We start from the raw sequence: 14,704 nt of genomic DNA, 5'->3' as shown, positions 1-14,704 counted from the left end.
TCTTGTTGGCCTTTGCACACCTGTGACGCGGCGGCGCAAGGATTGCCCGCTGCGGGGTGCGGCGGGCAATTTGAGTTCGGCTTCTCAGGGGTGGTAAGAAGCAGAATCTGGATGGGTGATTGAGGGTGGACCAGCTTCTAATCGGCAGGGAACCAGAGGGCGATCTCGCGCTCTGCGGATTCGGGCGAATCTGAGGAATGAACGATGTTCTCGATCTGTCCGCTTCCCCAGTCGCGACCAAGGTCGCCTCGGATCGTGCCAGGAACAGCAAGAGTGGGTTCGGTTGACCCGGACAGAGAACGGACTCCTTCAATCACGCGCTCGCCTTCGATGACGGCGGCAACCACAGAACCCGTGCTCATGTACCGCACGAGTGAGGCGAAGAATGGCTTGTCACGGTGTTCTGCATAGTGCTCGCCCAGGAGGTCTGTCGATACGTTCACCATCTTGAGGTTCGCGATCACGTAACCTTTGCGTTCAATTCGAGACAGTACCTCGCCAACGAGATTCCGGCGCACACCATCGGGCTTCACAAGGAGGAGTGTTTGTTCCATGGACAACATTCTAACGGGCACGCAGCCTCTTCCTTGGACCGAAAGCCCTACCTCACACATTGGTGAGATGGGGCTTTCGTGCTCTTTGCTTCGTTCGGAAAGCCTCGCGCCGGATGACTGTTTATACCTCTCCGGCTTCGAGGTTGTTGCGTTCCCATTCGGCCTGTTCAAACCTGCGTTCGGCACGCTCCCGATCGAGCTTCGCCCCCCAGTAGATGGCGGCGACCCACAGGATGAGGAAGGTGATGCCAACGACCAGTCCTTCAGGAAGCCAGATCTCCGTGGCGAGGACAACGGCTTGGGCGATGGAGCCGGCGATGAGGCCGACCTGAGGGTTCTTCCGCATGAGGTAGCCGGCAATGATGCAGATGAGCATGCCGATGCCGGTCGCAGTCCAGATCACCCCGGCACCTGCCACCTTGAGCCCAAAGGCGGCCACGCCAGCAAACAGCACGACGAGGACCTCGAGGATCAGCATCGTCAGCGTGAACTGAGCAAGGGCGGAGCCTTTGGGGATGGGGGCGGTCTGCGGATTTGATCGTGCCACTAGATGCTCCTCGCTGCTCGACCGAAGAGTTCGCGGACCCGGCTCGCGAGCTCGATGGAACCGATGGTGAGGACCGCGGGAGCGGTCATCTCCTCCCGGTTCACCTGCTCGGCAAGCGTTGCTGCCGCATCCACGGCCTCGAGCAGATCGTATTCTTCTCGCACTCGTTCCTCACCGAAGACATCTTCGGCGATTTCACGCAGGTCCTCGATCGGGAGTGCGCGAGGATTGTCGAGGTGGGTGACGACGATGGCATCGAGAACGGGTTCCAGAACGCCCAGCATCTGCTCCACCTCCTTGTCCGCCATGGCAGCGAATACTGCCACGATGGGGCCGTGAAAGGTCTCCTTCATGGCAGCAACAGTAGCTTCGACCCCTGCCGGGTTGTGTCCACCATCGGCCACCACGGTGGGCGAGTTGCGGACCACTTCGAGGCGGCCCGGGGACTGGACGGACATGAGGGCGTGTTCGAGCACGGTCGCATCCAGTGCACCTCCCCCAAAGAACGCCTCCACGGCACCAATCGCCAGGGTTGCGTTCCTGGCCTGGTGGCGACCAAGGAGATTGAAAGGGATCTCGTGGTAGGTGGCGGCGGGGGTTTGGACAGAGATCATCTGCCCGCCCACGCCGGGTGTGCGGTCGAGCAGGTGCAGGTCGCGTGCCTCAAGTTCGAGGTGAGCGCGGTGGCGCGAGACCGCCTCGGCCAGGATCGGGAGCACTTCGGGGTGCTGAATGGCGGAAATGACGGTGGCGCCATCCTTGATGATCCCGACCTTTTCGGTCGCCACTTCTTCCCTCGTGTTTCCGAGGTAGCGAGCATGGTCCACGTCCACCGTGGTGATTACGGCAACGTCAGCGTCGATGACGTTGGTGGCATCCCACAGTCCGCCCATGCCCACCTCGATGACCGCAACATCGACGGGGGCGTCCGCGAAGGCGGCGTAGGCCATGACCGTGTAGATCTCGAAGGTGGACATGCGGGGGCCGCCCTGGGCGACCGAGGCCATGTCGACCATCTCGACCGCGGGCTGGATCTGTTCCCACGTGTCAATCCATCCCGCTCGGGAGATGGTTTGCCCATCGATCGTGATGCGCTCCCTCATGGTGTGCATGTGGGGGGAACTGTAACGTCCCACCCTCATGCCCTTTTCTTCCAGGAGGGCGGCGATCATGCGGGACGTGGAGGTTTTCCCGTTGGTTCCGGTGATGTGGATCGACCGGTAGGAGTCCTGCGGGTTGCCGAGGATGTCGAGGCAGTGAACGACGCGCGCCGTGGAGGGCTGAACATCGTGTTCTGGGGCTCGGGAGTTGATGTCGGCAGCAATCTGCGCCATCCTCTCCTCCATCCCGCTCTCCTCCGCCAGTTCCACGATCGGATCCGGTTCGTTCACCACTTCGGCAATGAGCTCGGAGTCGCCAAGGATTCCGGAGGCGGCGATCTGTTCGACCGCTTCCGCGTACTCCTTCTCGGCCTGCTCCTCGGCCTCGATGGCTCGCATGTCGGTCAGGCTCAGTTCTTCCCGGTCTTCAGGATCGGGGGTGGTGGGTAACTTGTCGTTGCTCAAGCAATCTTCTCCGTCACGATGGCGAGCTCGCCTTCCGTGATCTCTGTTTCAACGGCAAGGGTCTCGGCCTTGATGAGGTCAAGGTTAGCCTCAACGGCTGGGAGGTTCTCGGACGGGACGGTCAGGGTCAGCTTGATCCTGTCCGCCACGTGCAAGCCGGATGCCTTGCGGGTGTCCTGGATGGAACGCACGAGGTCACGGGCGTAGCCTTCCGCCTCCAGTTCCGCATCAAGTTCGGTGTCGAGCACAACGAAGGAGCCGGAGTCGAGGACCGTGGCCACATCACCCTCGGCAGCGTTGACTGCCGTGGTGAGGGTGAACTGTCCGGGCGCGAGCGTGACGGGTTCGTCCAGTTCCATGACGACGTTCTCGCCATCCCGATGCCAGGCACCAGACTTTGCTGCCTTGAACAGTGCGGAGGTGAGCTTGCGGAGATCGCCGGGGAGTTCGCGGGGCTGAACCGCGAGGGATTCGGTCACTTCGAGACCGGAATCCGCGGCCTTGGTGATGCGAGCGGTCTTTACGTTGACCTCGGAGGCAATGAGGTCGGTGAAGGGTGCGAGGTCGAGGTCGGTCACGCATTCGAGGCTGCGGAGCGGCTGGCGCACGCGGATCTTCTCGACCTTGCGCAGTGAGTGGGCTGCGGACACGACATGACGAACCTCGTTCATGACCTCCACGAGCTCATCATCGGCAAAGCTGTCCGGGAGTTCCGGCCAGTCGGTCAGGTGCACCGAGCGACCACCCGTAAGTCCCCGCCAAATCTCTTCCGAGACTAGCGGTGCGAGCGGTGCAATGACCTTGGAAAGCGTTTCGAGGCTCGTGTAGAGGGTGTCGAATGCGCCCGTGTCTTCGTTCCAGAAACGATCGCGGGAGGTGCGCACGTACCAGTTGGTGAGCAGATCAAGGAAGAGCCGGATCCGTTCGGTTGCGGACGCAATCTCGAAGTTCTGCAGGTCCTCACGGACCGAGTCCGCGAGCGCCTTCGTGGAGGCCAGCAGGTACCGGTCCATGACATCCATGCCGGCCGTGTCGGTCACGATCTTCGCCTCGTATCCGGCGCCCTGGTTGCAGGTGCCGGCGTAGAGGGAGAAGAAGTAGTACGTGTTCCACAGCGGGAGGAGCACCTGGCGGACGGTGGACCGCAGTCCCTCTTCGGTGACGATGAGGTTGCCGCCGCGCACGATCGGGGATGCCATGAGGAACCACCGCATCGCATCCGATCCGACCTCGTCGAACATTTCGTACACGTCCGGGTAGTTCCTCAGCGACTTGCTCATCTTCTGACCGTCGTTGCCGAGGACGATGCCATGGCTGACGGAGGTGCGGAAGGCGGGCTTGTCGAACAGTGCGGTGGCGAGCACGTGGAGGGTGTAGAACCAGCCGCGGGTCTGACCGATGTATTCGACGATGAAGTCGCCCGGGTAGTGGTTTTCGAACCAGTCCTGGTTTTCGAACGGGTAGTGGACCTGAGCGAACGGCATGGAGCCGGAGTCGAACCAAACATCGAGGATGTCGGGGATGCGTCGCATGACGGACTTGCCGGTCGGGTCATCCGGGTTCGGGCGGGTCAGGTCATCAATGTAGGGGCGGTGCAGGTTCGGTTCCCCATGGGGACCGACCGGCAGCCTACCAAAGTCCGCCTCGAGCTCGGCGAGTGAGCCGTACACGTCGGTACGGGGGTAGGTCGGGTCGTCCGAGACCCAGACGGGGATGGGGCTGCCCCAGTAGCGGTTGCGGGAGATGGACCAGTCGCGGGCCCCTGCGAGCCAGTTGCCGAAGATCCCGTCCTTGATGTGCTCGGGAACCCAGGTAATGTCCTGGTTGAGTTCGACCATGCGGTCACGGAACGCGGTGACACGGATGAACCAGCTCGTGACGGCCTTGTAAATGAGGGGCTTGCGGCAGCGCCAGCAGTGCGGATACGAGTGCACGTAGGAGGCGTGGCGCACGAGCACGGGACGATCCTCGCCACGTCCGTCCAGCGGTCCCGTGCCGTCACGGAGGTCCCGGATGATCGGCATGTTGGCGTCAAACACCTGCATGCCCTCATAGTCCGGCACGACCGAGGTGAATTCGCCGCGGTCGTTGACGGGAACGACGGGCTTAATACCGGCATCGTTACACACGTTCATATCGTCTTCACCGAAGGCGGGTGCCAGGTGGACGAGGCCGGTGCCGTCCTCAACGGTGACGAAGTCGGCGTTGAGGATCTGGAACGCATTCGGGCCGGGGCCGCTCTCGCTGCCGTCTGCGAAGTAGTTGAAGATCGGGGTGTAGCGGCGGCCAAGCAGGTCCCTACCCTTGAAGCGCTCAACGACTTCGGGCTCTTCGCCGAGTTCCTTCGCGTGGGAGGCAAGGAGCGCATCAGCAAGGACAACCTTTTGGCCGGCGAGGTCGCCCTCGACCGGGCGGACCACGACGTAGTCGATGTCGGGGCCCGCAGCGATTGCGAGGTTCGAGGGCAGGGTCCAGGGGGTGGTGGTCCAGATGAGGGCAAGTTCGCCGGTTTCGAGACGCACGCCGACGGTCACGGTCTGGTCTTGGCGGTCCTGGTAGACGTCGTCGTCCATCTTCAACTCGTGGTTGGAGAGCGGGGTTTCGTCGTTCCAGCAGTATGGAAGTACTCGGTAGCCCTCGTATGCCAGTCCCTTGTCATACAGGGTCTTGAATGCCCAGATGACGGACTCCATGAAGGGAGTGTCGAGGGTCTTGTAGTCGTTTTCGAAGTCGACCCAGCGGGCCTGGCGGGTGACGTAGTCTTCCCACTCGTTCGTGTAGCGAAGGACGGAGGCCCGGCATTCGGCATTGAACTTGTCGATGCCCATCTCCAGGATCTCTTCCTTGGTCTCAATACCGAGGAGACGCTGCGCTTCCAGTTCTGCGGGCAGTCCGTGCGTGTCCCATCCGAAGCGGCGCTCGACCCTGCGTCCGATCTGGGTTTGGAAGCGACCAACAACGTCCTTGACGTAACCGGTCAGGAGGTGGCCGTAGTGGGGCAGTCCGTTTGCGAACGGGGGGCCGTCGTAGAACACGAACTCGTTGGAGCCGTTCTCACCCGCATCCCGCTGATCGATAGAAGCCTGGAAGGTGCCGTCCTGCTTCCAGTAGTCAAGAATCGTTTCTTCCAGCTGGGGGAAATTCGGGGACGCTACGACCTCACCGTCGCGGTGCAGTGGGTAACGTACGGACTTAGTCATGGACAGCCATCTCCTACTCGTCGTGAGCCGGGACGAGCGAACCGGTTTGGATTCACCCGCGGTACCACCCCGCTTGCCGCTGTGCGGCCACTTCATTGAGGAGACGATGTCGGGTCCAACCGTCCGGTTCTAGTAGGCGTGCGCCGTTCTTCCGGATGCTCGCCGGTGATATCCCTCGCGGGCCGGGTCATAGCACTCAGTAGCTTACACGCATCGCCCCTCCCAAGACCAGGTACTCTGCACCATCGAAACCCGTCACCAATCGGCTTCCCGCCGGGGAAGTGCCCACCCGTTGTGGCACACTGTTACGGTGATCACGATCGTACAAATATCGAAGCCCGCCTCCCCCGTCCCCTCGGAGGCAGCCAGGCGCCGAGAAGAATGCATTCGCGCCACCGTTGAGGAAATCACCGGCGACTCCCTCACCGTCACCACGGCCGAACAGTTCGCGGCCACGAATTCCCAGCCGAGTGCCGCCTACGCCTTCGTCCACCTGCTCGCCATCGAGGGCGAGCTCACGACGTCCGTCACGTCCGAATACGGGTTCCCGCTTGTTGCTGGATCGGCCGATGGTGTGGCCCTGTGGGAAAGCTGGGACAGTCTCGCCTTCGTTTCCCTCACTCCGGAACAGGCCTGGAACAACCGCGTCATCGGATCTTGTTCGATCGATATTCCGATGAAAGAAAACCTCGACAGCGCCTACGTCGACTTCAATGCCACGTCCGACAACGTCGCGGCGCTCCTTCCCCTGTGGGAGGCGGCTCAGAAAGTCCTGACAACCGAGGGCAGAACGAAGGTGAGCGCCTGGTCCGACAATCCGCTCGGCGGGGAACTCAAGGCCGAAACCTCCACCATCACCCTCTCCCCCACCCACATCACCGACTTCCTCACCAAGCAGGGCTTTGTTCTCAATCACTCGGAGCAGTGCGTGAGGCTGCAACTGCCCGTTCCGGATTCGGAACTGGTGGAGATTGCTCGCGAGGCCTACCAGAGGTCCGCGGGATATCGGCTCGTGTCCTGGATGGGGAAAACGCCGGAAAACCTCGTCGAGAGCTACGCCACCCTCATCAACGCCTTCCTCACCGACATTCCCACCGCCGGTCTCATCAATCTCGAGGCGAACATCGATGTCGAACGGATCCGGAAGAGCGAAACCAACCTCGAGAAGTCGGGTATCACCCAGCTCGTCACTGCGGCCCTCCACGAGGAGTCGGGGGAACTGGTTGGCTACACCCGGTATGACGTGTACCCGGGCATGGTGGTGGCCATGCAGGAAGATACCCTCGTTCTCAAGGAGCACCGCGGGCATCGCCTCGGCATCCTCGTCAAAATCGAAAACCTCAGGTTGCTGGAGCGCCACTTCCCCGAATGCACGGCGGCCCAAACCTGGAATGCCGGCGAAAACGATTGGATGATCGCCATCAACGACCAGCTCGGCTATCGGCCCTACCTGGCAACCGGCCAGTGGCAACGGGAAATCCCAGCCTGACCTCCCAACCAGAAGATCTCACCTACTGGTTCGCATCACCGTTCTCAACCATCAGAGAATAGTTGCACGAAACCGATACGAATCGGTTTGCTCGCAACATTTTCCCATCGTGAGGTGGGGCATATTTTTTAAGTTCGCACATACGCTAAGATCGTGGTGGAGGTTAAGAACTTGAGTCACGATCATTCCCACGCCACTGCGTCCACGAACCGCAATCGGCTCCTCATTGCATTCGGCATCACGGCAACCATTCTCATTGCGGAGATCATTGGCGCATTCTGGACCGGGTCACTCGCGCTGTTGACGGATGCCGGGCACATGCTGACCGACACGGCAGGACTGTTCATGGCACTCATCGCCACCCAGCTCACCCTCCGCCCAGCCGACAATCAGCGCACCTGGGGCATGAGGCGGGCAGAAGTGATCGCAGCCGGATTCCAGGCACTCATCCTCTTCGCGGTCGGTGTTTTTGTGATCATTGAGGGCATCCGGCGCATCGCTAATCCGGTTGAGATCGAGGGCACGGGACTGCTCATTTTCGGCATCATCGGCCTTGCCGGCAACCTCATTTCCCTCGCCGCCCTCTCAGGCGGCCGCGGCTCGAATTTGAACATGAGGGCGGCGTTCCTCGAGGTCATCAACGACGCTCTCGGTTCCGTAGCCGTCATTATTTCCGCGATTGTCGTCCAGACAACGGGATGGGTGCAGGCGGATGCGATTGCGGGCATGCTCATCGCCATCCTCATCCTCCCCCGTGCCCTCATTATTCTTCGCGAATCCGGCTCCATCCTTCTCGAATCGACCCCGAAGGGGTTGGATTTGGACGAGGTGCGCGAGCACATCCTCGGGCTCCCCCACGTGCTTTCTGTACACGATCTGCACGCCTCCGAGATCTCCACCGGCTTCCCCACCCTGTCAGCCCACGTCATTCTTGATGATTCGTGCTTCCACGACAATCACGCGCCCCAGATCCTCGATTCCCTGCAGGCATGCGTGAAGGAGCATTTCCCCGTGAGCATTGAGCACACGACATTCCAGCTTGAGCCAGCCTCTCACTCACATCACGAGTTCCACACCCACAGCTAAAAAGATCCCCGAACACCAGTTCCCCAAGAGTTCTGTAACACAGCAACTCCTGGATCGAGTTCGCACTCACCCCAGGATGCAAAGACCTCCGGCACTTTCATCTCACATCTGTTGCCAAGTTCAGCCTAATGAAGTTACCGTCTCTTAACCTGATAGCCACCGGACTCACCTTGAACCTTGGGCTAGGCGCAACCTCGGCTCCGTAGCTTGGAATTGTGCGCATTGCAATGTTTACCGAAGTGTTCGCCCCCAAAGTCGACGGCATCGTCACCCGGCTCACGAACACGGTCACCGAGCTCACTAATTTGGGCCACGACGTGTGCGTGATTGCCCCCGGCCCCGGCCCCGACACCTATGGCGGGATCCCCGTTTTCCGGCTCCCATCCGCACCGTTCAAGCCCTGGTATCCCGAAGTCCGAGTGGGCATGCCAACGTTTGGCATGAGTGCTTCGCTCAACAAGTTCCGGCCCGACATCATCCACGCCGTCAATCCCGTCGCGGCAGCAGCCTGGGGCATTGTTCATGCACGCACCCGCCGGCTCCCCCTGCTCGCCTCCTATCACACGGCCCTTCCCCAGTACACGCAGGACTTTGGCCTGCCAGTGTTGAGAAAGCCCTCGCAGGCGTGGATCCGCCAGCTCCACAACCGAGCCGACGTGAACCTGTGCCCCTCCCAGCCCATGGTCGAGGAGGCACGCGCCCTCGGCATCCAACGCGTCGGGCTGTGGCCCAAGGCCGTCGATACCGAGAAGTATCAGCCCACCAAATACTCGGGTGAGATGAGGGAGCGTCTGACTGGCGGTCACCCCGAAGCCCCTCTCATGCTCTGCGTCGGCAGGCTCTCGGCCGAAAAGAACCTGCTCTCACTCCGCCCCCTCATGGACCGCCTGCCAGGCGTCCGTCTCGCACTCGTGGGATCGGGACCCTACGAGAACGAACTAAAGAAGGCATTCACCGGCACGAATACCGTCTTCACCGGCTACCTCCACGGTGAGGAGCTCGCCTCAGCATTTGCTTCCTCCGACGTATTTGTCTTCCCTTCCCTGACCGACACGCTTGGCAACGTCGCTTTCGAGGCAATGGCTTCGGGCACCCCGGTCGTGGGCGCGAACGCGGGCGGGATCCCAGACATCATCAAGGATGGCGAGAACGGCTTCCTCGTCGACCCTGCTGACACCGCAGTCTTTGCTGATCGTGTCAACCAGATCCTCACCCGCCCCGACCTGGCAGCGGCACTCACCGCCGGCACCCTCGCATCGGCCAGGGGCAGGTCGTGGCGGGCGGCCCCCCAGTCCCGCCTCTTTTTCAACACCTAATGGGGGTAAAAGACAGGGGGAGGGGCGGTTATGGGGCCCACTCCCACCCCGCCCCCCCCCCCCCCCCCCGACCTGGGGCCCCCCGGTGGTGGGCCGCGACGCGGGGCGGTGCCCCAGACACCGCCAAGGTTGGGGAAACCGCTTCCCCCTCCGCCCCTGCTGCCCCCGCAGTTTTTGCTATCCGTTTCACCCCCCCCCCCCCCCGCCCCGACCTGGCAGCGGCACTCACCGCCGGCACCCTCGCATCGGCCAGGGGCAGGTCGTGGCGGGCGGCCACCATGTCCGTCGTTGACTCCTACCGCGAGGCGGCCTGGCGCTCCCACCTACGCCGCGGCAGTGTCCTACCCGCGGGTTGCGAACTTCCTGTTGATGCAGCCTGAACGGCATATGCGCGACGGCGGCTGAGCGTCATCCTGGCCACGCAGTCTGAACAGCCTCCCGGCAGGAAAATCCATCGGTAGGTATTTCAGAAGCCGATCAAATCGAACTCAGCTCCGCGGTTCCTATTGGCTTTGTTCTGAACCTTCATGGTTGCGGGCGTGAGCGAGGAGGTCCTGCACTAGTTTCTGGGGGTGGCTGGTGTCGGCGGCTTGAACGTAAGCGGCTGACATGCGGAGCGGATCTCCGTGGAAATAGTATTCGTAGAGTCCTTGTCGGCCGGCGAAGGACGAGACTGCCGCATCAAACCCCAGGTTGAACAGGTTGACCCTGTCGTGCCCGTCAAGAGTGCGTCCCTGCAGGTAGCGGTCGATATCACCTGACATTTCTCCCATCGCATCCCCATCGTACGGAAGCGCGGTGAGCCCGGAGGCCCCGAACTTCTTGACCATGTGACCAAGCTGAGGGAAGAAGCGGGGATACCAGTTACGGATTGCGGTCAGCGGCGCCATGTTGGGCTGGTAGAAGCCGAACTCGTTGATGAATCCGTCAGCTTCGGAAGCGCGCAGTGCCGACTTTCCAAATTGGACGGCACCGAGTACCTGAGCGATGTCATCCTGGATGTGCCCGTAGGAGTCAATCCCGATTGCCTTCGCCATCTCAATCAGCAGTCCCGCATAGAACTCTGTTTTGACCGTGGTGCGGGTGACGGACTGGTGTGCCATGAGGGCAGTGGCACCAGTGGCGGTGAACATCGAATTTGATTTGGCGGGGTGGCCAAGCAGGAAAATCCTGTCCCAGGGAACGAGCACATGATCGAAGATGCAGACGGTGTCGATCTCTTCGAAACGGGAGGCGAGGGGCTCTTCCTTCTCGTTATCGCTCCGGTGGTGGATGCGCCTACCGAGTAGCTTGAGGCCTTCAACATCGGAGGGTACCGCGAAGGCAAAAGAGTACGGCATGTCATCCACACCACCGCGAAGGACCGTTTGGGGCATGACAAGGATTTCGTGGGTGATTGGGGCATTCGTCGCCACCATGCGAGCACCCGAGACAACAATCCCATCATCGTTTTGAGCAACGATCTTCAGAGCCGTATCCCCGCCGCCCTGCTCGGCGGCTGAGACTGCCCGGTTTGTTTGTGGGGAGCCCACCGTCGCGGTCAGCAGCAGGTCGTTGTCACGAACCCACTTGACGTAAGCGCGAATGTTTTTCCCAAACTGGGGATCCGCTTCCTCGAACCAGGTGGAGGCTTCCGCGAGCGCCGTCAGGCCTGCGTTCACATAGTCGCCGCTGCGTCCGAGCATGCCTGCCGAGTATTCGGCCCAGGTTTGTGCCGCGATCCTGCGCTTCACCAGATCATCTGCGGATTGTGGGACGAGGAAGGAGGTGGGTGTGCGGGTCCCGTTGTTGTCGAAGGTAACAAGGTCCTTGTCCTCCCCCACCTGCATGTCATACAGATCCGCATAGGAGGAAATGATCCCGGCGAATGCTGGGTGGTCAACAACGGAGTCGACCTTGCCGTCGAGGTAGACGGTCGGGTTCATGGCTCTGAGGCTCTCCACGTAGGAGGCGCCGTCGCGTGCAGTCACTGGTCCCCTTTCTTAGATGAGGTGTTCGCGACCGAGCACGGTCTCTGAAATCTCGGTGAATCTGGATCCGTTGAAGCCGAGCGGGTCGCCACGCCGGGATCCAAAGGACTGGATTTCACCCAGGACCAGGGTGTGGTCGCCACCGTCGTAGGTGGCCCACGGGAAGCATTCGAACCAGGCAAGCGAGCCCGCCAGTCGCGGTGCGATGTCGCCCTCAAGCCACCGTGGGGATTCATTCGGGCGACCAGCAAAGTGCTTCGCCACATCCTCCTGTGAGGACCCCAGGATGTTGACCGCAAAGGGCCGGTCGAGAAGCAGATCGTGCGAGGAGGAGCGGCGCTGAATCGAGACGAGCAGGAGCGCCGGTTCAAATGAGACGGACGTGTAGGAGTTAACGGTGATGCCGCGGCGCACCCCATCGACGTCGAAGGTAACGACGCAAACACCGGTGGGGAAACGCGAGAATGCGGTTCGCAGCTTTTGCAGTTCGGTTGGTTCCGGAAGCGGCATCGGCTCGCTTCGTTCCGTCAGCTGCGCAATAAAGTTGTCCATAAAATCCTCCCTCATGACACTGTCAGTCGCGACCGTTTCATGCAAGACCTGCCCGCTAACGGCGAACGATCATCACCCCCAATCGATACGCAATCGATATTGGACAAAGCAATGGTGCTCCCGGAAAAGTTATCCGGGAGCACCACCGATCGATCAGCTACGAAGCGAAAGCCGTATCTCAAAGGGCTTACTTCGTCACGTGCGTCGTCGTTGCAGTTTCTGTGCTGTTACTTGTTGCGGGCGACGACGGTGTTGGATGCCTGCGCGACGGGACGGATCAGCATCGAGTCAATGTTGACGTGATCGGGCAGTTCGAGGGTCCACATGATCGCTTCGGCAATATCGTCACCGACCAGGGGCTCGTCCACTCCGGCATACACATTCTCTGCCGCTTCCTCGGAGCCGAGGCGATTGAGGGAGAACTCTTCGGTCTTGACCATGCCGGGGCCGATCTCGATGATCCGGATGGGTTCGCCCACGAGTTCGAGCCTCATCGTGTTGGGAAGCATACGCTCGGCATGCTTCGCTGCCGTGTACCCGCCACCACCCGGGTACGTGTCGTGGGCTGCGGTCGAGGTGAGGAACACGAAGGAACCCTTGCCTCGTTCACGGAAGATCGGCAGGACTGCCTGGGTGATTCGGAGGGTACCGAGGACATTCATGTCGTACATGGCCTGCCAGTCCTCGATCTTGCCGTCTTCAACCCGGTCAACGCCACGTGCGCCGCCCGCGTTATTGACGAGTGCGTCGATGCCGAATTCACGGGCTCGCTGCGCAAGCCTTTCAACATCCTCGTCTTTCGTGAGGTCGGCAGTGACCCACTCACATCCGGTTTCTTCCGAGAGAGCGACTAGCCGTTCTTCACGCCGGGCCGTGGCCAGCACTTCCCAGCCAGCACTGCGTGCCCTGCGGACCGTCGCTGCTCCGATGCCTGTCGATGCTCCTGTAACAAGTACTTTTTTGCTCATGTGTTCAGTTTGCCCATAAGTCCTCCGTTAAGCTAGCAACATGATTGGCTTTCTTGGATCTGGGAACATGGCACGAGCAATTGTCTCGGGGCTTGTCAGCACGGGATACGATCCCGCGGAGATCTTCGTGTCGGCTCGCGACCCCCGCAACGCCGAGAAACTCGCCCAATCGGAGGGCGTGGATTTCGCGAACTCGAACGAGGAACTGGTGGACATGATTGGTCCCGACGGAACCCTCGTCATCGCGGTCAAGCCCAACATGATTGCCTCCGTCATGAACCCGCTCCGGGAGTCACTCGAGGACACGTCAATACTTGTCGTTTCTATCGCTGCGGGCACCTCCCTTGAGACGCTCGGGGCCCTGGTACCGGAAGGGCAACCGATCGTTCGCGTCATGCCCAACGTGAACTCCACGATTGGGGCCGGCATGAGCGGGATTTGCGGTAACGAGTACGTGGATGAAACGCAGCTCGACACCGTGTTCGCCATGTTCGATTCCGTTGGGGAGGTCGCCCACATCGCCGAAAAGGACTTCTCTGTCTTCTCGGCCCTTGCTGGCTGCAGTCCGGCATGGACGTTCGAATACATTGAGGCTCTCGCCCGCGGCGGTGTTGCCGGGGGCCTTCCCAAGGCCCAGGCTGTCCGTATTGCGGCTCAAGCCGTTCTTGGTTCGGCTCAGATGGTGCTCGCGAAAGCCGGGGAAGGTCTCACTCCCAACAATCTGCGTGACACCGTGAGCTCGCCCGGTGGAACCACGATCGCGGGATTGATTGCGATGGAGGATGCGGGATTCAGCCCTGCCGTGGTGCGCGGAGTACGCGCCGCCATCGATCGCGACCACGCGATTCAGGAAGGCAAGTAACACCACGTCAACCGGCTTGTCTGACCATTTGACGGCATCGACCGAAAATTAAGGAAGAAAAAGGAAGAAAGGAATGCTTCACCCGGATTGGTATGTCCGGGATGCTTCTTCTAGCCCTTCATGGCTACGCCTTCGCGCCAGTAGCCCATGAACGCAACCTGGCTCCGATCAACACCGATCTCGTTGACGAGGAAGCGTCGCAGTTGCTTGACGACACCGCTCTCGCCAGCAATCCAGTAGTAGGTGCCGGCGGTCGGGGCCTGGGTACTCACCTGCTCCCCCGATCCCGAGTAGGCGGGAGTTTCCCACACGAGATCATCGTCAGCGTTCTCGGGGCTCGCAACGGAAATCCGCGCCTCATCCGACACGTCCCAGCCGAGTGCCGGGGCGAGCATGGAACCACGCAGTGCGCCCTCGCGTGGCAGCCACGTGATGCCGTGGTGCGGAGCTCCCTCAATCAAGAGCTGATCATCCCCCGTCGGCACCTCGATATAGGCGGTGCAGGGAGTGTCAGAATTCTGTCCAGCAAGGTCCTCAAGGATGCGGGCGATGGCGGGGGCGGCGGTCTCGTCACCGAGGAGGACGATGCGTTCGG

12 protein-coding genes are annotated in these 14,704 nt (G+C 61.2%); 4 read left to right on the top strand and 8 right to left on the bottom strand.

The genetic code is table 11. The annotated features are described in order from the left end of the window. Window positions 1-137: 137 nt before the first annotated feature. The 4 genes from ndk to ileS form a co-directional block, all read right to left on the bottom strand. Window positions 138-563: a nucleoside-diphosphate kinase gene (ndk, locus tag BN1241_RS02095; RefSeq protein ID WP_054952068.1), complete on the bottom strand. Its 426-nt coding sequence runs from the start codon at window positions 561-563 to the stop codon at window positions 138-140. A 112-nt stretch (window positions 564-675) separates the two neighbouring features. Further along, a complete protein-coding gene (locus BN1241_RS02090; protein WP_054952067.1) occupies window positions 676-1,101 on the bottom strand; it encodes a DUF4233 domain-containing protein in 426 nt (141 codons plus the stop codon). After that, window positions 1,101-2,666 carry a bifunctional folylpolyglutamate synthase/dihydrofolate synthase gene (locus BN1241_RS02085; RefSeq protein WP_230198242.1) on the bottom strand — a complete coding sequence of 522 codons (1,566 nt, stop codon included), beginning with the start codon at window positions 2,664-2,666 and terminating at the stop codon, window positions 1,101-1,103. Before BN1241_RS02085 ends, BN1241_RS02090 begins: the two co-directional genes overlap by 1 nt. Then, a complete protein-coding gene (gene ileS, locus BN1241_RS02080; RefSeq protein WP_054952066.1) occupies window positions 2,663-5,866 on the bottom strand; it encodes an isoleucine--tRNA ligase in 3,204 nt (1,067 codons plus the stop codon). Before ileS ends, BN1241_RS02085 begins: the two co-directional genes overlap by 4 nt. A 310-nt stretch (window positions 5,867-6,176) precedes the next feature. Here ileS and BN1241_RS02075 point away from each other — a divergent pair, with 310 nt between their 5' ends. From BN1241_RS02075 to BN1241_RS02065, 3 genes are all read left to right on the top strand, one after another. Continuing rightward, window positions 6,177-7,355 carry a hypothetical protein gene (locus BN1241_RS02075; RefSeq protein WP_054952065.1) on the top strand — a complete coding sequence of 393 codons (1,179 nt, stop codon included), beginning with the start codon at window positions 6,177-6,179 and terminating at the stop codon, window positions 7,353-7,355. 153 nt (window positions 7,356-7,508) lie between these two features. Then, window positions 7,509-8,441, top strand: coding sequence for a cation diffusion facilitator family transporter (locus tag BN1241_RS02070; protein ID WP_230198241.1), 933 nt, complete (start codon window positions 7,509-7,511; stop codon window positions 8,439-8,441). 215 nt (window positions 8,442-8,656) lie between these two features. Beyond that, window positions 8,657-9,757 carry a glycosyltransferase gene (locus BN1241_RS02065; RefSeq protein ID WP_147599210.1) on the top strand — a complete coding sequence of 367 codons (1,101 nt, stop codon included), beginning with the start codon at window positions 8,657-8,659 and terminating at the stop codon, window positions 9,755-9,757. Window positions 9,758-10,260: 503 nt separating this feature from the next. On the opposite strand, the gene BN1241_RS02055 is transcribed toward BN1241_RS02065, so the two are convergent. The 3 genes from BN1241_RS02055 to BN1241_RS02045 form a co-directional block, all read right to left on the bottom strand. Further along, complete coding sequence (locus BN1241_RS02055) at window positions 10,261-11,727, bottom strand: 4-hydroxyphenylacetate 3-hydroxylase family protein (RefSeq protein ID WP_054952062.1); 1,467 nt, start codon at window positions 11,725-11,727, stop codon at window positions 10,261-10,263. Window positions 11,728-11,739: 12 nt separating this feature from the next. Then, window positions 11,740-12,279, bottom strand: coding sequence for a flavin reductase family protein (locus BN1241_RS02050; RefSeq protein ID WP_222704379.1), 540 nt, complete (start codon window positions 12,277-12,279; stop codon window positions 11,740-11,742). Between the two features lie 227 nt (window positions 12,280-12,506). Next, window positions 12,507-13,247, bottom strand: coding sequence for an SDR family NAD(P)-dependent oxidoreductase (locus BN1241_RS02045; protein WP_054952061.1), 741 nt, complete (start codon window positions 13,245-13,247; stop codon window positions 12,507-12,509). A 40-nt stretch (window positions 13,248-13,287) separates the two neighbouring features. On the opposite strand from BN1241_RS02045, the gene proC reads away from it, so the two are divergent. Further along, window positions 13,288-14,109, top strand: a complete 822-nt coding sequence (proC, locus tag BN1241_RS02040; protein WP_054952060.1) for a pyrroline-5-carboxylate reductase — start codon at window positions 13,288-13,290, stop codon at window positions 14,107-14,109. Window positions 14,110-14,219: 110 nt separating this feature from the next. Here the strand turns inward: proC and BN1241_RS13165 are convergent, their stop codons facing one another. Next, window positions 14,220-14,696, bottom strand: a complete 477-nt coding sequence (locus BN1241_RS13165; protein WP_261795462.1) for a siderophore-interacting protein — start codon at window positions 14,694-14,696, stop codon at window positions 14,220-14,222. Between the last annotated feature and the right edge of the window lie 8 nt (window positions 14,697-14,704).

The organism is Flaviflexus massiliensis (genome assembly GCF_001375495.1).
In the GTDB taxonomy this organism is placed as follows: Bacteria; Actinomycetota; Actinomycetes; order Actinomycetales; family Actinomycetaceae; genus Flaviflexus; species Flaviflexus massiliensis.
The sequence above is the reverse complement of the archived record's forward strand: the minus strand, read 5'-3'. Positions and strand labels throughout refer to the sequence as shown.